Here is a 17,471-nt window from a genome sequence, read left to right as displayed (position 1 = left end):
ACTGCAGGAACGGAGATTGTCGCCGGGCGTTCTTTCAAAAAATGGTTGGACGCGAAGATGACGGAACCGCTGCCCCTGTTGATAGAGAGTTCGATTGAAATCGCCTGGGACTATCTCGAGCGCACGGGAGAACTGGGGGACGCGATGGTGGCCGGGCGCTTCCTCAGCGACACAATAGAATTGATGGTGCGGCGTGGCGAGCGGCGGCGGTTGATGCTGGCCAACAAGGCAATCGCGGCCTATCAGCAATTCAGGCGGCAGCAGTCCGAACATCCGGTGCTCGCTTCGGCCTGATGATCCCGTCCCGTTTGCGCGAGCGTCGCTTACCCGAAGGGATCGAAGCCTGATCACCGGCGTTTGGAGCCCACGAAAATGGACGGCGAGACCGTGCGCATATGCAAGGTCGAGACCATTGCTCAGGGCAAGGGAAAGCTGATCCGCGTGAGCTACGAACAGCGCAGGCATGACGGCGAACGCCAACGGCGCCAGCGCGAGATCTACGACAACGGCAATTCGGCCGTCATTCTTCCCTATGATGCGGATCGCAAGACCGTGCTGCTCGCCCGGCAATTGCGGCTGCCAGTATTCCTGCAGGACGGCATGGAGCGAACCGTAGAGGCGTGCGCCGGCAAGCTCGATGGCGAGGCGGCCGAACGGCGCATTGTGAAAGAGATGCAGGAAGAGCTCGGCTACAAGATCTCGAAACTGGAACGGTTGTTCGAGCTCTATGTGAGCCCAGCCGCGATTATGGAAAAGATCGTCTTCTTCATCTGCGCTTACTCGCCGGCGAACAAGGTGTCCGACGGCGGCGGACTTAAGGAGGAGGGGGAAGATATTGAGGTGGTCGAGACGACCCTGGAGCAGGCTGCTGCGATGGTCTTAACTGGAGAGATCGTCGACGCAAAGACGGTCGTTCTCGTTCAGTATCTGCGTGATCGCATGCAAGCTGCTATTCGCAGCTAGAGGATACCGGCTGCCGCGTTCGGCCTGCATCCGTTACAGGAACGGCTTTGCGCCGGTGACCGCGATGGTCGCACCGGAGACGTAGCTGGAAAGCGGATCAGCCAGCATGACGTAGGCGGTCGCCAGTTCGACCGGCTGGCCCGGACGCTTCATTGGCACTTGCTTGCCGAAATTCTTCACGGAGTCTTCGGGCAGCGTTGAGGGAATGAGCGGCGTCCAGATCGGCCCCGGGGCGACGGCATTGGCGCGAATGCCCTTCTCGGCCAGCATCTGCGCCAGCCCTGCCGTGAAATTGTGGATCGCTCCCTTGGTCGTCGCATAGGCCAGCAGGCTAGGGTTGGGCACATCCGAATTGATCGATGCGGTATTGATAATGCAGCTTCCCGGCTTCATGCGGCTGACGGCCGCTTTGGTAAGATAGAACATCGCGTGGATGTTGACCTTGAAGGTCAACTCCCATTCCTCGTCGCTGATATCCTCGATGGACTTGAAGCTGGCTTGATGTGCGGCGTTATTGACGAGGATGTCGATGCCACCGAACGCCGATACGGCCTTCGCGATCACAGCCCTGCAGTGGTCGGGGTACTGGATGTCGCCTGAAACAAGGACGGCCTTTCTGCCGGCTCCCGTCACCAGCCGTTCGGTTTCGCGAGCATCGTCGTGCTCCTCGAGATAGGAGATCAAAACGTCGGCTCCCTCCCTGGCGAAGGCAATAGCAACCGCCCGACCGATGCCGCTATCACCTCCGGTGATGACCGCCTTCTTGCCGTTGAGCCGGCCGCTGCCTTTGTAAGAAGTTTCACCGTGGTCCGGCAGCGGATTCATCGCGCCGGTCGTGCCCGGCATCGGCTGATGCTGGCTGGGAAAAGGTGGCCGCGGATAGTGCAGCATTATATCTCTCCCCAAAAGCGGCGGCGGCTCCGCAGCCCCTTGGTGCTGCGGCTAGGTGAGGCGATAGAGGTTTCCCAACGGATTGAGTTGGCTGGGTTCCTTACCCTCATCCTCGATCTTGCGCTGTTCCGCCTTGGCTTCCTCTTGCAGCTTACCGTCGCCGACGACTTCGGCGATGACTTCCTTGGTCTTCCCCGCAACTCGGCGGGTCGTCCGTTTAATGGTACCCATAATCGTGACCTGCGCTGTGGTGGGGTCTGGTCCATGTCAATGTCCGACCGCCGCCTTCGTTCCTGTGCGCACGGGAGTGCGGTCGCGCTCCGTAACGCAACACGTGTTGTTGCTCGCAGAGAAGGGGACGCCGACCAGCCGATGGACGGCCGCGCCGCGATCAGGCGTGTCACATTAGCTCGGTCAAGCGGCGGGCGTCGGCTGGCGCGGCGCTCTTCTGGTCATTGTCGAAGTAAACGAACACGTCGCAGCCCTGCCTTTTCCAGGATCTGATGCGACGGGCCCAACCGGCAAGGGCGGCCTCGCCATAGTGATCTCGATAGCGGCCTCCGGGCCCATGCCCGCGGACATATACGAAATCGGCGGTGCGCTTCCATGGCGCCGGTGCGTCATGATGGTCGGAAATACAAAGCGAGACGTTTTGCTCCCGCAGCAGCCGGATGATCCTGGGCTCGTACCAGCTCGGATGCCTGAATTCGAAGCTGTACCGGCGCTTCTTCGAGAGCAGCTTGAAAAACGAGGCAAGCCGGTCGGCGTTGGCCGGGAAATTCGGTGGTAGTTGAAACAGCACCGGTCCCGCCTTCCTGCCGAGCAGGGAGAGGCGGCTTTCGAGCAGTTCGAGGCTGTTGACCGAATTCTCCGAGAGCCGCTTCCAATGCGTGATGAATTTGGATGCCTTCCAGGCGAATACGAAATTGCTTCCCGTCTGCGCACGCCAGCCCTTTACCGCTTCCGGCGTCGGCGTCCGGTAAAACACCCCGTTCAGTTCGGTGGTCGGGAATTGGCCGGCGTAAAATTGCAATTGATCCTTGAGCGGCAGACCCTTGGGAAAGAACGGCCCGCGCCAGGAATCGTAGTGCCAACCCGACGTGCCGATCAGGACGCGCGGCATGGCATCACGGCTTCACGACGACCTTGATGAAGCCGTCCTTCTCGTGCTCGCAGCAAGCGTCGCCATTGCCATGCCACGCCAGCGCTTTCATTCCAAAGCCCTCCGTATCAGCGATGATGAGAATGATCGACGATGCCGAGTTGTTCCGGCATCGGCTCAGCGTGAGGAATGGGACATGCGACAACGAGACCTGATTTAAGCGTCAGGCGGGGTCCGGGGCCTCTTCGAGGTCGTCCAGCTCCACGAGGAAGGCCAGCAGCAGGTCTTCCTGCGGCTGCGCGGCATCCCGCGCGGCTTCCCGGTACAGGGCAATTTCGTTCTCGGTCGAGCGTCGGGCCCGGAGCCGCGCCTTGCCATCCCAGAGAGGTGCACCGTTCGAGGTCAAGCCGGCGATATCCTGACGCAGCCAATGCTCGTGACAGAGCTGCTGAGATTCCCGCAAGTTCTTGGCTTCGAAAGCGAGGGTGGGTCTTCCGCCAATATCCAGGGTAAAAATCGCGGGCAGCAACGTCATCCAAGCCAAGCCATGTGTCTGATGAAGGGGCCGACGGCGCTGAGGGTCACAAGTGCGCAGGACATTCCGATCTGCATCGCAATTCGCGTCAGGTTCATGCTGGCGGCCTGATGTTGTCTGTCAGGCGGTTCAATTCTTCTGAATCGAGCGGGTCTGCAACGAACCTGATTTCGGTAGCGTTACATTTTGCGCATTCGAAGGTTCGCTTTTCGGAACGGTCGGCACCCAAGGCAACATTGGCCAGTCGCATTCGAGTCAGGCACCTGACGCAACGCGGGCATTCGATGGGCAAGAGGGCGGCGAACATCTGGCTAACCTCGTTCCAAGATTAACCCACCGACGAATTGTCGTCTGTCTGATCCCTAACATATGCCCTTGCGGCAACGCCGAGCAAAATGCAGTAGAATTTCCTGCAGTGCGAAAACGCGGCTGAAACCGTCAAGGTGAAAAGGAACCATAGGGAGTATCGCTGATTGATTACTGAGCTGTTGCGGGACTAGCAAGATGGCGAAGAAAGCGAAGAAGCGCAAATATTCAAAGGGCGCGGCAAAGAAGGTAGGCCGCGCCATGAAGAAGCGCAAAGCCGGCACGCTGAAGAGCGGCCGCTCCGGCAAGAAGGTAAAGAGCAGGAAACAGGCGATCGCAATCGGCCTGTCCGAAGCCCGAAAAAGGGGCGCCAAGGTGCCCAAGAAGCGTTCGAAGAAGAAGTCTTAGTCCGATCGGGCCAGATCGGTGGCCGGATATGCTACCATCCAATCGTCAAGCAGTTCATCCCCGGAATCGTCGAGCGCACGAGGCCGATAGCGCTCGGGATTTCGGGACGGCGACATTTTTCGGCTTCGGGGGAACGTTGGCGTTGGCTTTCGTGTCATCGGTCTACGCCGCTCCGTCGGCGTCCCCCGTCCGCGGGACGACCATTAGAACGGCGAGCGGCTGACCGGGGTTCCTGTCACTCGGCGCAAAATCAACGGGGACGTCTCTACCGGTTTTTCCGCAGATCAAACCTGCGCATGCTTCCCGCCGGGACGTGAAATTCGGCTCAACGCCGCACCCGTCCCGTTGCCGCCTTGCACCAGCGCGATGTCGCCCAGCGCAATGATGCCGACGAGCCGCTTGTCGCGATTGAGCACGGGCAGGCGGCGGACCTGGATGTCGCCCATGTTGGCGCACACCTCGTCGAGGTCCTGGTCTTCGTAGCAGTACTTGACGTCGGCCGTCATCACATCGCCGACCCGCGCCTCGGGGTCTCGGCCCATGCCGATCCCGCGGATCGCGATATCGCGGTCGGAGATCATGCCGACCAGGCGTTCATTGTCCGTTACCGGTAGCAACCCGACGCCGAGCGCCGCCATGGCCTGCGCGGCGTCCTTTAACGTATCATCGGGAGTGCAGAGTTGAACCTCGGGTGTCATCGCATCGGAAACTTTCATGTGAGCCTCTCCGCTTGCCGGTTCTTCACCCGCTAACAGGCACATCGGATCGCCGTTCCAGTCGGACAAATGAAATATTCCGACACTGGTGGAGAGACCTCAGACGAGCCCGAAGTCTCTCCTCGATTGTCCTACCAGCGGTTGCTGTCCACGCCGACGCCCACGCTTACGCCAGGTGCCCGGAAACCAACGCCGGCTCGCGGCCCGTCGTCCCAATCGCGGTCGCGATAGTATCGACGCTCGATATATCGCTCGCGCGGTGCATAGGCGTATGAATCGCGGACGATGACGCGGCTGCTGCCGCGGGTGCGATAACAGCGTCCGTCTTCGTCGCAGACCATGCGGACCTGCTGTATCAGGTCGGAGTTTTTGTATTCGCTGTCGGTGTAGATGTCAGACGCATTTGCGCTGCCTGTCAGGAGCAGACCCGTGCTGGCCAGCAGGCCGATTGCGATCTTCCTCATTAAAGTTCCTCCTCGTTCGAATGCTGCCCGCGAGCACAAAGCGTCGCATCCACTTTGGTTCCGGAAGCTAAGTTAATGCAGGAGAAAGTTCCGGTAGAGGCAACCAGCCAGAAATTCATGCGTTGGGCCACATGGAGCACCGAATATGACCTCTGAAGCGAAACCTCGTATTTCTCACAACGCGCTTGTTCTCATCGGCGATGGCAAAAAGGCCCTCTTCCTCCGCAACAAAGGCACCCCGCAGCAGCTCAATTTGGAAGTCGAGCACGTGCTTGAGCAGGAAAATCCGGCGACACGCGAACAGGGAACCGATCGTCCCGGGCGGTCCGTCCAGAGCATCGGCGCGGCGCGAAGCGCAATGGAGCAAGCCGACTGGCATTATATCGCCGAAGAGCGGTTCGCTGGCACCATTGCCGACGCGCTCTATCGGCTAGCCCACGGCAATCATTTCGAAAAATTGGTTGTGGTCGCACCGGCGAAAGTTCTGGGCAACCTTCGACAGGCGTTTCATGCCGAAGTGGCAGAGCGGATCGTAGGCGAGATTCCGAAGCAGTTAACTTCCCATCCGATACCAGATATCGAAAGGCTGATGGCGGCTTAGCCGCTTACGGTCCTCGCATCTCGCGGCGGCCGCAGTTCAGGTATCCTGCCTTGCTCCCGGTCAGGTCACCGGACCGGGATTGAACAGCGCGAGCGCGTTGGTCAGCTTCCAGTGCTCGGCCCAGGTCTCGCGGCCGCTTGCCACGTCGAGGATCAGGCGGAATATCTCCCAGCCGACGTCCTCGATCGTCGCATCGCCGGTCGCAATGCTGCCGGCGTCGACGTCGATCAGGTCGTGCCAGCGTTGCTTTAGCTCGCTGCGGGTCGAGACCTTGATGACCGGCACCGCGGCAAGTCCATAGGGCGTGCCGCGGCCGGTGGTGAAGACATGCAGCGTCATGCCGGAGGCCAATTGCAACGTACCGCAGACAAAATCGCTTGCCGGAGTCGCGGCAAAAATCAGCCCCTTTTGGCTGACACGCTCGCCCGGCGCCAGCACGCCCGCGATCGGACTGGTGCCGGACTTGATCACCGAGCCCATCGCCTTCTCGACGATGTTGGAGAGGCCTCCCTTCTTGTTGCCCGGCGTGGTGTTGGCGCTGCGGTCGGCTTCGCCGCCGGCGAGATAGCGGTCATACCAGGCCATCTCGCGCACCAGCGCGTCGGCAACGTCCTGGGTCGCCGCGCGCGGCGTCAAGAGATGGATCGCGTCGCGCACCTCAGTCACTTCAGAGAACATCACGGTGGCGCCGGCGCGCACCAGCAGATCCGCAGCAAAACCCAGCGCAGGATTGGCAGTGACACCCGAGAACGCATCGCTGCCGCCGCATTGCATGCCGACCACCAGCGCCGAGGCCGGGCAGGTTTCACGGCGGCGCCGGTTCAAAATCTTGAGGCGCGCATCGGCCATCTGCACGATGTCCTCGACGATCTCGCCAAAGCCGGTGAGGCCTTCGTCCTGCATGCGCATGATTTCGTCATCGGCGCTCATGCCCTCGGGCAGCAGCAGTTCGGGCTGCAGCTTCTCGCAGCCGAGGCCAACGATCATCACCTCGCCGCCGAAATTGGGATTGCGCGCCAGGTTCTGCAGCGTGCGGATCGGTACGGCGGCGCCCGGTGCGTTGATCGCAACGCCACAGCCATAGGCATGCGTGACCGCCACCACGTCGTCGACATTGGGATATTTCGGCAACAGCTCCTTGCGGATTCGGTCGAGTGCGAATTCGACCGTGCCGGCGACGCACTGCACGCTGGTCGAGATCGCGAGGATGTTGCGGGTGCCGACCGAACCGTCGGCATTGCGATAGCCTTCGAACGTGTAGCCTTCCAGCGGCGGCAGCCGGATCGCGGCGCCGTTCGGTCTTGGCAGATTATCGAACGAGGGCGCGTCGGGCATTTGCACCAGCAATTCCTTGACCCAGCTACCTCTCGCGATCGGCGCTGCGGCATGGCCGATGACCTCGCCGTAGCGGCGAATGGCTTCGCCTTCGCCGATATCGGCGAGGGCAACCTTGTGGCCTTGCGGGATCTGTTCGATCAGCCGCAAACCGCACGAGAACTCAGCGCCCGGATGCAAACCTCCGCGGTTCGCGACGATCGCGACGTTATCGTCCGCGTGCATGCGGATGTAGAGCGGTTTCGCGATGACGGGCTGCATATCGAATCCTTGTTCGCGGGCGGTATCAGGCAACGCGTAGCTGCGCTGTGTGCGTGAGGCAATCAAGGTCAAACCGCGCGCGTGATCAAGCAGCCCCGGCAAGACGCCGACTAGGTGAGGGCGCCTGCCTCCTGTGGAGGGAGCAAATGTTCGGCTGACATGGGCGCGGATTTGGAGCCAAATAGTCAAATAATATGACTAGTCAGGCCTAATCTTCCGTGAAATATTCCCAGCGCTGCCGCCAATGGACAGCGCTAGAGGTGCTTTGATACCGATCTCGGTGATGCGAGGCACCCTGACAACATTTTTGGGAGAATGCGCCTCATGACCTCCAAAGCCCTCCTTGCGGCCACCGCCCTGGTCGCCATCACCCTCTCGCTGCCGGCAACCGCCGCTGAATTGACCGTCGGCTTCTCTCAGATCGGATCCGAATCCGGTTGGCGGGCGGCGGAGACTTCGGTCTCCAAATCGGAGGCCGCCAAGCGCAAGGTCACGCTCAAGATCGCCGACGCCCAGCAGAAGCAGGAGAACCAGATCAAGGCGATCCGTTCCTTCATCGCCCAGGGCGTCGACGCGATCTTCCTCGCGCCGGTCGTGTCGAGCGGCTGGGATGCGGTGTTGAAGGAGGCGAAGGAAGCCAAGATTCCGGTCGTGCTGCTCGACCGTGACATCGATCCGTCGGGCAAGGAGCTGTATCTCACCGCCGTCACCTCGGACAGCGTGCATGAAGGTGCGGTCGCCGGCGAATGGCTGGCGAAGACGGTAGCCGGGAAAGCATGCAATGTCGTCGAGCTGCAGGGCACGGTCGGCGCGAGCGTCGCGACCAACCGCAAGAAGGGTTTTGACAGCGTCGTCGCCAAGAACGCCAACCTCAAAGTGGTGCGCAGTCAGACCGGCGACTTCACCCGCGCCAAGGGCAAGGAGGTGATGGAAAGCTTCATCAAGGCCGAAGGCGGCGGCAAGAATATCTGCGCGGTCTATGCGCACAACGACGACATGATGGTCGGCGCGATCCAGGCGATGAAGGAAGCCGGCCTCAAGCCGGGCAAGGACGTCCTGACGGTGTCGATCGATGCGGTGCCTGATATCTTCAAGGCCATCGCGGCCGGCGAGGCCAACGCCACCGTGGAGCTGACGCCAAACATGGCGGGGCCGGCACTGGACGCCATCATGGCCTACAAGGCGAAGGGAACGGTGCCGCCGAAGTGGATCCAGACGGAATCGAAGCTCTACACGGCGGCCGACGATCCGCAGAAGATCTATGACAGCAAGAAGGGTCTCGGCTACTGACCGTCCGGCGTTGCGCCGCTGGGCCTCGAGTTAGCTCCGGCCCGGCGGCGAAAGCCTTCTCGACGAATCCGCCTCACAAGGCGCGCATGCCAGGCGTTCGCGGTCGACGCGAACGTCGGTGGGAGTAATGCCGGCATGAATGCAGTTTCCGACCCGGGCCCGGCTCTGCTGGAAGTGCGGGGCCTGAGCAAGAGTTTTGGCACGCTGCGGGCTCTGCAGGAGGTGGATTTCACCTTGCAGGCCGGTGAGATCCACGCGCTGCTCGGCGAGAACGGCGCAGGCAAGTCGACGCTGATCAAGGCGGTGACCGGTGTCTTCCCGCGCGATGCCGGCATTGTCAGGCTCAGTGGCACCGAGGTTGCGCTGCGCTTGGCCAAGGCAGCGGTCGATGCGGGGATTGCGACCGTCTATCAGGAGGTCAATCTGCTCCTGAACCTGTCGGTGGCGCAAAACCTTTATCTCGGCAGGCAGCCGACACGGTTCGGTCTTGTGCGCGAGGCCGAGATGCGCCGGAACGCCACCGCGCTGCTGGCCGAGTTCGATCTGCATATCGACGTCGCCGAGCCGCTCGGAAATTACTCGGTCGCGGTACAGCACATCGCCGCGATCGCCCGCGCCGTCGACCAGTCGGCGCGCGTGCTGATCCTCGACGAGCCGACCGCGAGCCTCGATCGCCATGAAGTCGAGATCCTGTTCGCGGTGATGCGCAAGCTGGCCACGCGCGGGATCGGCGTCGTCTTCGTCACGCATTTTCTCGATCAAGTCTATGAGGTCTGCGACCGCATCACGGTCCTGCGCAATGGCCGGCTGATCGGCGAGAGGAGGACTGCCGAACTGCCGCGGATCGAGTTGATCCGCATGATGCTCGGCCGCGAACTCGCCGAGACGACGAGTGAGCGCGCGGCAGCGCAGGTGCGACAGGCGGGGGAGCTCTGCGCGCGCTTCGAGGGTTACGGCAAGGCCGGCTATGTTGCGCCGTTCGATCTCGCGCTTCGCCGCGGCGAGGTGGTTGGCCTGGCCGGCCTGCTCGGATCGGGGCGCACCGAAACCGCGCGGCTGGTGTTTGGCGCCGAGCGCGCCGACAGCGGCAGCGCCATGGTCGACGGCAAGCCGGTCCGGCTGCAATCGCCGCGCGATGCGGTTGCCCATGGCTTCGGCTATTGCCCCGAAGAGCGCAAGACCGAGGGCATCATTGCTGACCTGACCGTGCGCGAAAACATCGTGCTGGCGCTGCAGGCCAAGCGCGGCCTCGCAAAACCGCTGTCTCGCTCCGAACAGGACGAGATCGCGATGCGGTTCATCCGCCTGCTCGACATTCGCCCGCCGGAGCCGGAGCGGCCGATCGGGCTATTGTCGGGCGGCAACCAGCAGAAGGTGCTGCTCGCCCGGTGGCTCGCCACGGCGCCGCGCATTCTGGTGCTGGACGAGCCGACCCGCGGCATCGATGTCGGTGCGCATGCCGAGATCATCCGCCTGATCCGCGAACTGTGCGACGACGGCTTGGCGCTCCTGGTGATTTCTTCCGAGCTCGACGAGATCGTGACCTATTCCGACCGGGTGATCGTGCTGCGCGATCGCAGCCACATCGACGAGCTGGAAGGGGAAGCCATCGACATCTCCAATATTCTTGCGGCCATTGCCGCTAGCAGCACCATTGGCGCGGAAGTCGGGCAAGCATGATGCCAAGCATGATGCAAAGACTGCTGCAAAGCCGTGGCCTCGCCCAGATTATCGCCTTGCTGGTGATCCTTGCGATCGACCGTGCGGTCTCGCCGCAATTCTTCGATCTGCGGATGCAGGACGGACGGCTGTTCGGCAGCCTGATCGACGTCTTGAACCGCGGCGCGCCGGTCGCGCTGCTTGCGCTGGGCATGGTGCTGGTCATCGCGACGCGGGGTATCGATCTGTCGGTGGGAGCGGTCATGGCGATTGCCGGCGCCATTGCCGCGAGCCTGGCCGACGCCTACGGCCTGCCGCTGGCGCTTGCCGCCGCGCTCGGCGCCGGATTGCTGTGCGGGCTGTGGAACGGCTTTCTCGTTGCGGTGCTCGGCATCCAGCCGATCGTCGCCACTCTGATCCTGATGGTGGCGGGCCGCGGCGTTGCCCAGCTCATTACCGAGGGGCGGATCGTCACTTTCACGGCGTCCGATCTGGTCTGGCTCGGTAACGGCGCCGTGCTCGGCGTGCCGACGCCGGTCGTGGTCGTTCTCGGCATGCTGGTTGTCACCGGCGCGGTGGTCCGCGGCTCGGCGCTCGGCCTGTTGATCGAGGCGACCGGGGGCAACGCAAGGGCGAGTGAACTGGCGGGGATCGGCACCCGTACCATGATCCTCGCGGTCTATGTCTGGTGCGGCCTGTGCGCGGCGCTTGCCGGCGTTATCGCTGCTGCCGACATCATGGGCGCGGACGCCAACAATGCCGGGCTCTGGCTCGAGCTCGATGCCATTCTGGCCGTCGTGATTGGCGGCACTTCCCTGTTCGGCGGACGCTTTAGCCTCGTGCTGGCGATGGTCGGCGCGTTGATCATCCAGGCCATGAACACCGGGATTTTGCTGTCGGGCTATCCGCCGGAGTTCAATCTCCTCGTGAAAGCGGCCGTCGTGTTGATCGTCCTGCTGCTGCAGTCGCCGCGCTTCGCCAGTGCGGGGGCCGTGCTGGGGAGGGCGCGACAATGAGGCGGCTGCCGCCGGTCGCGATAACGACCATCGTTTTCGTCGTCGGATTTGCGCTCTGCACGGCGCAATTCCCCAATTTCGCTTCCACTCGCGTGGCGGCCAATCTGCTGACCGACAATGCCTTTCTCGGTATCGTCGCCACCGGCATGACCTTCGTGATCATTTCCGGGGGCATCGACCTGTCGGTCGGCTCGGTGATCGGCTTTACCACCGTCTTCGTCGCGCTGGCGATCGAGCGCCTCGGCGTGCCGCCGCTAGTCGCCTTCGCGGCGATCCTCTTGCTATGCGCCGCGTTTGGCGCGGCCATGGGCGCCATCATCCACGTCTTCGACATGCCGCCCTTCATCGTCACGCTGGCCGGCATGTTCCTCGCCCGCGGCGCCAGCTTCCTGATGTCGACGGAATCGACGCCGATCAGCGCGTCGCTCTATTCGACGGTGTCGGATTTCGCGCTGCGGCTGCCTGGGGGAGGCCGGCTCACCGCCATTGCCTTGATCATGCTCGCGGTGGTTGCGGCGGGCGCCGTGCTGCTGCATTTCACCCGCTTCGGGGCCAACGTCTATGCGCTCGGCGGCAGCCGCGCGACCACCGCGCTGATGGGCATACCGGTCGGATCGATGACGGTGCGCATCTACATGCTGTCGAGCGTGCTTGCAGGGCTCGCCGGCATCGTGTTCTCCTTCTACACTGCGGCGGGCTACTCCTTGTCCGCGGTCGGCGTCGAACTCGATTCGATCGCGGCCGTGGTGATCGGCGGCACCTTGCTGACCGGCGGTCAGGGATCGGTGGTCGGCACGGTGCTCGGCGTGCTGATTCAGGGCCTGATCCAGACCTACATCAATTTCGATGGAACCTTGTCGAGCTGGTGGACCAAGATCGTGACCGGTATCCTGCTTTTCGCTTTCATCGCCCTGCAGCAGGCCATGCTCGGCATCGCCCGCCGCGCCGGCCCCGTAAGGCAGGAGTTCTCAAATCATGACCTCCCGGCTTGTCGTCATCCCGACGCGGCGCGCGCATTCCAACCACGCCGAGGTCGCCCGCAGCATCGGCATCGACATCATCGCCGGCCGCTACGCCGAAGGCGGCCGCCTTCCGGGCGACGCCGAACTCACGGCGATGTTCGGCGTGTCCCGGCCGGTGCTGCGCGAGAGCGTCAAAACCCTGGTCGCCAAGGGGTTGCTCACCACCAAGGCACGGGTCGGCACCGTGGTGCGCGAGCGCGGCGCCTGGAACATGTTCGACGCCGATGTGCTGGCCTGGCATCTTGATGCCGGCATCGACCGGCGCTTTCTCAACGATCTCGCCGAAATCAGGCTCGCGGTTGAGCCGCGCGCTGCCGCTCTGGCGGCGGTCCGGCGCTCGGAGGCCGACATCGCCGAACTCAATCGGAGCATGGAGCGGATGCGGCGTGAGGCTTCCGACTCCGTCGGTTTTGCCGACGGCGATCTTGCCCTGCATCTGGCCGTCGCCAACGCATCTGGCAATCTGTTCATGCGCTCGATCGGCAACGTCATCGAGGCGGCATTGCGCGCTTCGTTCCTGCTCAGCGCCCCGATCGAAACGCAGGACCGCGAGACCGTGCTGCTGTGGCATCAGCGCATCGTCGATGCGATCGCCAGCGGCGATGCCGAGGCAGCCACCGCAGCCATGACCGAGGTGATCCACAACGGATTGCGTCGTCATGAGGACGTTTCGCCATCGTCCGGCGCCGCGCCTGCGGTCTCCGCGGTGGTCGAGCCTGGAGAGCAATCATGAATCCGCTTCGTGTCGCCATCGTCGGCTTCGGCAAGATCGCACGCGACCAGCACGTGCCGGCGATTGCTGCAACCGACGGTGTCGAGCTGGTTGCCGTCGCGAGCCGCAATGCCTCGCTTCCCGGCGTGCCGCATGCGGCGACGCTCGATGAACTCCTGCGCGACGGTCCGCCGATCGACGCAGTGGCGCTGTGCACCCCGCCGCAGGTTCGCCACGCACAAGCGGCAACGGCGCTTGCCGCCGGCAAGCATGTGATGCTGGAAAAGCCGCCCGGCGCCACGGTGGCTGAGATCAATCCGCTCGTGACCGCCGCGAGGACCGCGCGACGTACACTGTTCGCCACATGGCACTCGCGCTTCGCTCCGGCTGTCGAGCCCGCGAGGCAATTGCTGGCCGGACGGAAGGTCACGGCTGTCCACATTGCCTGGAAGGAAGACGTGCGGGTCTGGCATCCCGGACAGGCCTGGATCTTTGAGCCGGGCGGGCTCGGCGTGTTCGACCCCGGCATCAACGCGCTTTCGATCCTGACGCGTATTTTGCCGCAGCCATTGTTCGTGACCTCGGCCGATCTCGCGTTCCCCGCCAATCGCGACGCGCCGATCGCCGCGACCCTTGCACTCAGTGACGCGCAGGGACTGAAGATCTCGGCCGAGTTCGACTTCCGCCAGACCGGCCCGCAAAGCTGGGACATTGATCTCGATACCGACGGTGGTCCGGTCACCCTTTCCATGGGCGGGGCGAGGTTGAGGGCGGGGGCGTTGAGCTCGTCGATGCCGCGGACGCCGAATATGCCGGGCTCTATCACCGCTTTCGCGAACTCGCCGCAACCGGCGACAGCGACGTCGATCTTGCCCCGCTGCAACTCGTCGCCGACGCGTTCCTGCTAGGGCGCCGCCGCACGGTTGAGCCATTCGAGGACGAGACATGAACACGCTGTCCGTGGCGCGCTCGCGCTTCGGCGTCCTGCCTGACGGCAGCGAAGTCGAGCGCATCGTCTTGCAATGTGATGACGGACTGGAAGCGCGCATCATCACCTATGGCGCAAGCCTGCAGGCCTTGCTGGTGCCGGATGTCGCCGGACGTCGCGACGACATCGTGCTCGGTCACGACGCCTTCGAGGGATATCTCGCCCGGCGGCAGTTCTTCGGCGCCACCGTCGGGCGTTACGCCAACCGTATCGCCGGCGCGCATTTTGTGCTCGATGGCAGTGAGGTGCAGCTCGCGGCCAACAACGGCCCCAATGCGTTGCATGGCGGACTGGAGGGCTTCGATCGTCGCAACTGGCGGATTGCCGGGATCGAGGACGGAGACCGTCCGGCCGTGACGCTCGCCTACACCAGCGCCGATGGCGAGGAGGGATATCCCGGCGCGCTCGACGTAGAGGTGACCTGGCGTCTCACCGGGCCGATGGAACTGTCTCTGGACATGACGGCGCGGACCGATCGTCCGACCGTGGTCAATCTCACCAATCACAGCTTTTTCAATCTGGCGGGTGCGTGCTCCGGCCAGAACATCCTCGATCATCGCCTCACCGTGGCGGCGGATCATTTCCTTGCCATCGATGCCGGCGCGATTCCGCTGTCCGAGCCACCTTCCGCGGTGGACGGTACGCCGTTCGACTTCCGCACAGGCATCGGGATCGGCGCGCGGATCCGCAACGACCATCCGCAGCTCCGCCTTGGCCGCGGTTATGATCATAATTTCTGCCTCGCCCCGCCAAGTGGTGAGCCTCGCTTCGCCGCGCGGCTCGCAGCGCCAGCATCCGGCCGCGTGCTCGAACTGTTCACCAACCAGCCCGGCCTGCAGGTCTATTCCGGAAACTTTCTCGACGGCTCCACCGCTGGAAAAGGCGGCCGCCTGTATCGGCAGTCCGATGCCATCTGCCTTGAGCCGCACGCGTGGCCCGATACGCCCAACCGGCCGGACTTCCCGACGGCACGGCTTTCGCCGGGCGAGGTCTATCACCACTCCACGCTGTATCGCTTCACGCATGCGATCCAGGGCGCAATCGGGACACAATCCGTGGTAGAGTTGCCCGGGGAGAGCGGGCGATGATTGGTGGTTGCAAGAAGGAAGAGGTGCCGACGACCGTTCTCTGCAGCGAGCGGTGCCATCTTGGCGAGGGGCCGACCTACGACTTCGCCACCGATACCGCGTGGTGGTTCGATATCATCGGGCGCCGGCTGTTCGAGGCGCGGCTCGATACCGGGCGGACCACCATCCATTCCCTCGGAGTTATGGGCAGCGCGCTTGGGCGGATCGACGCGCATCGGCAGTTGCTCGTCGCTGATGACGGCCTCTATATCCGCGATACCACGGGTGGACGGATGACGCTGTACCGCCCGCTGGAAGCCGACAATGACGCGACGCGTTCGAACGATGCGCGGGTGCACCCATCCGGCACCTTCTGGATCGGCACCATGGGCCGCCAGGCCGAGCGGGGACTGGGCGCCATCTATGCGCTGCATCGCGGCGAGCTATCGCGCCTTTATGATCACATCACGATTCCCAACGCGATCTGCTTCTCGCCGGACGGGACCGTCGGCTATTTCGCCGACACCGGTGAGAACGTGCTGTTCCGCGTCGAGCTCGATGCGGCGACCGGCCTGCCGCGCCGAGAGCCGAGCGCGCTAGTTACCCGGCGGGGCGGCGGCGGCATCGACGGTGCGGTAGCCGATGCCGACGGGCTGATCTGGAACGCGCGCTGGGGTGGCGGCTGCATTGACGTCTATAGCCCGCAAGGCGAGCATCTGCGCAGTCTCCACGTCCCGGCACGGCAATCGAGTTGTCCCGCTTTTGTCAGCCAGGATTTTTCGCGCCTGCTCGTTACCTCGGCCTGGCAGGGGATGGGAGAAGACGCGAAACGCGCCGATCCCGATCATGGCCGCACCTTCCTGCTCGACGTTGCAGCGCGTGGCCGCCCCGAACCAGACGTCAAACTTGCAACGGGTTGATGGAGGAATACGAGGCGCGGCACAAACGCGCGGAGCGACTGAGTTTCGAGAACCGCAGCCAGCGGTCTGAAAATCCAGGAATCACAGATCCTCGGTAATCAAGGGAGAGAAGCATGATTAGTCTGAAAACCACATTGTCGGCCTTGGCGCTGGCAGCGACCATGGCCACGACGGCGGTGACCGGCGCGTTCGCCCAAAGCAAGGGGACCGTCGGCATCGCGATGCCGACCAAATCGTCGGCGCGCTGGATCGACGACGGCAACAACATCGTTAAGATCCTGAAGGAGCGTGGCTACGGCACCGACCTGCAATATGCCGAGGATGACATCCCGAACCAGCTCTCGCAGGTCGAGAACATGGTGACCAAGGGCGCCAAGGTGCTGGTGATCGCGGCGATCGACGGCACCACACTGTCCGACGTGTTGAAGCAGGCCAAGGCCAAGGGGATCATCGTGATCGCCTATGACCGGTTGATCCGCGACACGCCCAATGTCGACTACTATGCCACCTTCGACAATTTTCAGGTAGGCGTGCTGCAGGCCCAATCGATCGAGCAGCGGCTGGGCTTGAAGGAAGGCAAGGGGCCCTTCAACATCGAGCTGTTCGGCGGCTCGCCGGACGACAACAACGCCTACTTCTTCTACAACGGCTCGATGTCGGTGCTGCAGCCCTATATCGACAACGGCAAGCTGGTGATTGGCAGCGGCCAGAAGGGCATGGATAAGGTCTCGACCCTGCGCTGGGACGGCGCCACCGCCCAGGCGCGGATGGACAACCTCCTGAGCGCGTTCTACGGCCGCAAGCGGGTCGATGCGGTGCTCTCGCCCTATGACGGCCTTTCCATTGGCATTCTCTCGTCGCTGAAGGGCGTCGGCTACGGCAGCGGCAACATGCCGATGCCGATCGTCAGTGGCCAGGATGCCGAGGTGCCGTCGATCAAATCGATGCTGCGCGGCGAGCAGTATTCGACCATCTTCAAGGACACCCGCGATCTCGCCCGCGTCACCGCTGACATGGTGGACGCAGCCCTCAGCGGCAAGGAAGTCACCGTCAACGATACCAAGACCTACAACAACGGCGTCAAGGTGGTACCGTCCTTTCTCCTGAAGCCCGTCGTCGTCGACAAGAGCAACTGGGAGAAGGTGCTGATCGACAGCGGCTACTACAAGCGTTCGCAGATCGACTAAAGAGGATGGCGGCGCCGGTCATCGCCGG

The 17,471-nt window shown here is 63.1% G+C and carries 19 protein-coding genes and 2 pseudogenes; 13 read left to right on the top strand and 8 right to left on the bottom strand.

The annotated features are described in order from the left end of the window. The first annotated feature begins 57 nt into the window (after window positions 1-57). Together ACFXS9_RS02915 and ACFXS9_RS02910 are read left to right on the top strand one after the other, a co-directional pair. Window positions 58-294 (top strand): hypothetical protein, encoded by a 237-nt coding sequence (locus ACFXS9_RS02915; RefSeq protein WP_057847844.1) that lies wholly within the window; start codon window positions 58-60, stop codon window positions 292-294. Window positions 295-372: 78 nt separating this feature from the next. Further along, the gene (locus tag ACFXS9_RS02910) at window positions 373-963 is read left to right on the top strand and encodes an NUDIX domain-containing protein (RefSeq protein ID WP_392684960.1); all 591 of its coding nucleotides are present in this window, start codon (window positions 373-375) and stop codon (window positions 961-963) included. A gap of 33 nt (window positions 964-996) precedes the next feature. On the opposite strand, the gene ACFXS9_RS02905 is transcribed toward ACFXS9_RS02910, so the two are convergent. The 5 genes from ACFXS9_RS02905 to ACFXS9_RS02885 all read right to left on the bottom strand — a co-directional run bounded on the left by ACFXS9_RS02905 (window position 997) and on the right by ACFXS9_RS02885 (window position 3,491). After that, complete coding sequence (locus tag ACFXS9_RS02905; protein ID WP_392684957.1) at window positions 997-1,854, bottom strand: SDR family oxidoreductase; 858 nt, start codon at window positions 1,852-1,854, stop codon at window positions 997-999. A gap of 51 nt (window positions 1,855-1,905) precedes the next feature. Beyond that, window positions 1,906-2,085 (bottom strand): CsbD family protein, encoded by a 180-nt coding sequence (locus ACFXS9_RS02900; protein WP_392684956.1) that lies wholly within the window; start codon window positions 2,083-2,085, stop codon window positions 1,906-1,908. Between the two features lie 169 nt (window positions 2,086-2,254). Continuing rightward, window positions 2,255-2,977: a DUF72 domain-containing protein gene (locus tag ACFXS9_RS02895; protein WP_392684954.1), complete on the bottom strand. Its 723-nt coding sequence runs from the start codon at window positions 2,975-2,977 to the stop codon at window positions 2,255-2,257. A gap of 4 nt (window positions 2,978-2,981) precedes the next feature. After that, the gene (locus ACFXS9_RS02890; RefSeq protein ID WP_392684952.1) at window positions 2,982-3,161 is read right to left on the bottom strand and encodes a hypothetical protein; all 180 of its coding nucleotides are present in this window, start codon (window positions 3,159-3,161) and stop codon (window positions 2,982-2,984) included. Between the two features lie 18 nt (window positions 3,162-3,179). Next, window positions 3,180-3,491, bottom strand: coding sequence for a hypothetical protein (locus ACFXS9_RS02885; protein WP_065748375.1), 312 nt, complete (start codon window positions 3,489-3,491; stop codon window positions 3,180-3,182). Between the two features lie 504 nt (window positions 3,492-3,995). On the opposite strand from ACFXS9_RS02885, the gene ACFXS9_RS02880 reads away from it, so the two are divergent. Beyond that, window positions 3,996-4,205 carry a DUF6496 domain-containing protein gene (locus ACFXS9_RS02880; protein ID WP_057847722.1) on the top strand — a complete coding sequence of 70 codons (210 nt, stop codon included), beginning with the start codon at window positions 3,996-3,998 and terminating at the stop codon, window positions 4,203-4,205. 284 nt (window positions 4,206-4,489) lie between these two features. Here the strand turns inward: ACFXS9_RS02880 and ACFXS9_RS02875 are convergent, their stop codons facing one another. Both ACFXS9_RS02875 and ACFXS9_RS02870 read right to left on the bottom strand, forming a co-directional pair. Then, on the bottom strand, window positions 4,490-4,921 hold the full coding sequence (locus ACFXS9_RS02875; RefSeq protein ID WP_392684947.1) for a CBS domain-containing protein: 432 nt from the start codon (window positions 4,919-4,921) through the stop codon (window positions 4,490-4,492). A gap of 131 nt (window positions 4,922-5,052) precedes the next feature. Further along, window positions 5,053-5,385: a hypothetical protein gene (locus tag ACFXS9_RS02870; RefSeq protein WP_392684943.1), complete on the bottom strand. Its 333-nt coding sequence runs from the start codon at window positions 5,383-5,385 to the stop codon at window positions 5,053-5,055. A 145-nt stretch (window positions 5,386-5,530) separates the two neighbouring features. On the opposite strand from ACFXS9_RS02870, the gene ACFXS9_RS02865 reads away from it, so the two are divergent. Beyond that, on the top strand, window positions 5,531-5,986 hold the full coding sequence (locus ACFXS9_RS02865) for a host attachment family protein (protein WP_392684940.1): 456 nt from the start codon (window positions 5,531-5,533) through the stop codon (window positions 5,984-5,986). A gap of 60 nt (window positions 5,987-6,046) precedes the next feature. On the opposite strand, the gene garD is transcribed toward ACFXS9_RS02865, so the two are convergent. After that, window positions 6,047-7,582: a galactarate dehydratase gene (gene garD / locus ACFXS9_RS02860; protein ID WP_392684937.1), complete on the bottom strand. Its 1,536-nt coding sequence runs from the start codon at window positions 7,580-7,582 to the stop codon at window positions 6,047-6,049. 324 nt (window positions 7,583-7,906) lie between these two features. On the opposite strand from garD, the gene ytfQ reads away from it, so the two are divergent. From ytfQ to chvE, 9 genes and pseudogenes are all read left to right on the top strand, one after another. Continuing rightward, the gene (gene ytfQ, locus ACFXS9_RS02855; protein ID WP_392684934.1) at window positions 7,907-8,872 is read left to right on the top strand and encodes a galactofuranose ABC transporter, galactofuranose-binding protein YtfQ; all 966 of its coding nucleotides are present in this window, start codon (window positions 7,907-7,909) and stop codon (window positions 8,870-8,872) included. A gap of 135 nt (window positions 8,873-9,007) precedes the next feature. Beyond that, a complete protein-coding gene (locus tag ACFXS9_RS02850; protein WP_392684931.1) occupies window positions 9,008-10,552 on the top strand; it encodes a sugar ABC transporter ATP-binding protein in 1,545 nt (514 codons plus the stop codon). 11 nt (window positions 10,553-10,563) lie between these two features. Then, the gene (locus tag ACFXS9_RS02845) at window positions 10,564-11,547 is read left to right on the top strand and encodes an ABC transporter permease (RefSeq protein WP_392687220.1); all 984 of its coding nucleotides are present in this window, start codon (window positions 10,564-10,566) and stop codon (window positions 11,545-11,547) included. Next, window positions 11,544-12,494, top strand: a pseudogene (yjfF, locus tag ACFXS9_RS02840) (galactofuranose ABC transporter, permease protein YjfF); the annotation flags it as partial. The gene ACFXS9_RS02845 and the pseudogene yjfF, both read left to right, overlap by 4 nt. Window positions 12,495-12,522: 28 nt before the next feature. Further along, entirely contained in the window at window positions 12,523-13,302 is a 780-nt protein-coding gene (locus ACFXS9_RS02835) for a FadR/GntR family transcriptional regulator (protein WP_392684928.1), read from the top strand. Further along, window positions 13,299-14,230, top strand: a pseudogene (locus ACFXS9_RS02830) (Gfo/Idh/MocA family protein). The gene ACFXS9_RS02835 and the pseudogene ACFXS9_RS02830 overlap by 4 nt, the downstream one beginning before the upstream one ends. Continuing rightward, window positions 14,227-15,357 (top strand): aldose epimerase family protein, encoded by a 1,131-nt coding sequence (locus tag ACFXS9_RS02825; protein ID WP_392684925.1) that lies wholly within the window; start codon window positions 14,227-14,229, stop codon window positions 15,355-15,357. Before ACFXS9_RS02830 ends, ACFXS9_RS02825 begins: the two are co-directional and overlap by 4 nt. Next, the gene (locus ACFXS9_RS02820) at window positions 15,354-16,256 is read left to right on the top strand and encodes an SMP-30/gluconolactonase/LRE family protein (protein ID WP_392684923.1); all 903 of its coding nucleotides are present in this window, start codon (window positions 15,354-15,356) and stop codon (window positions 16,254-16,256) included. Before ACFXS9_RS02825 ends, ACFXS9_RS02820 begins: the two co-directional genes overlap by 4 nt. Window positions 16,257-16,369: 113 nt before the next feature. Next, window positions 16,370-17,443, top strand: a complete 1,074-nt coding sequence (chvE, locus tag ACFXS9_RS02815; RefSeq protein WP_392684922.1) for a multiple monosaccharide ABC transporter substrate-binding protein — start codon at window positions 16,370-16,372, stop codon at window positions 17,441-17,443. Window positions 17,444-17,471: the final 28 nt, after the last annotated feature.

The organism is Bradyrhizobium sp. RDI18, from assembly GCF_043203335.1.
Taxonomy (GTDB): Bacteria; Pseudomonadota; Alphaproteobacteria; order Rhizobiales; family Xanthobacteraceae; genus Bradyrhizobium; species Bradyrhizobium retamae.
Note: the sequence above shows the minus strand (reverse complement) of the source record. Positions and strands in the feature narration are given on the sequence as shown.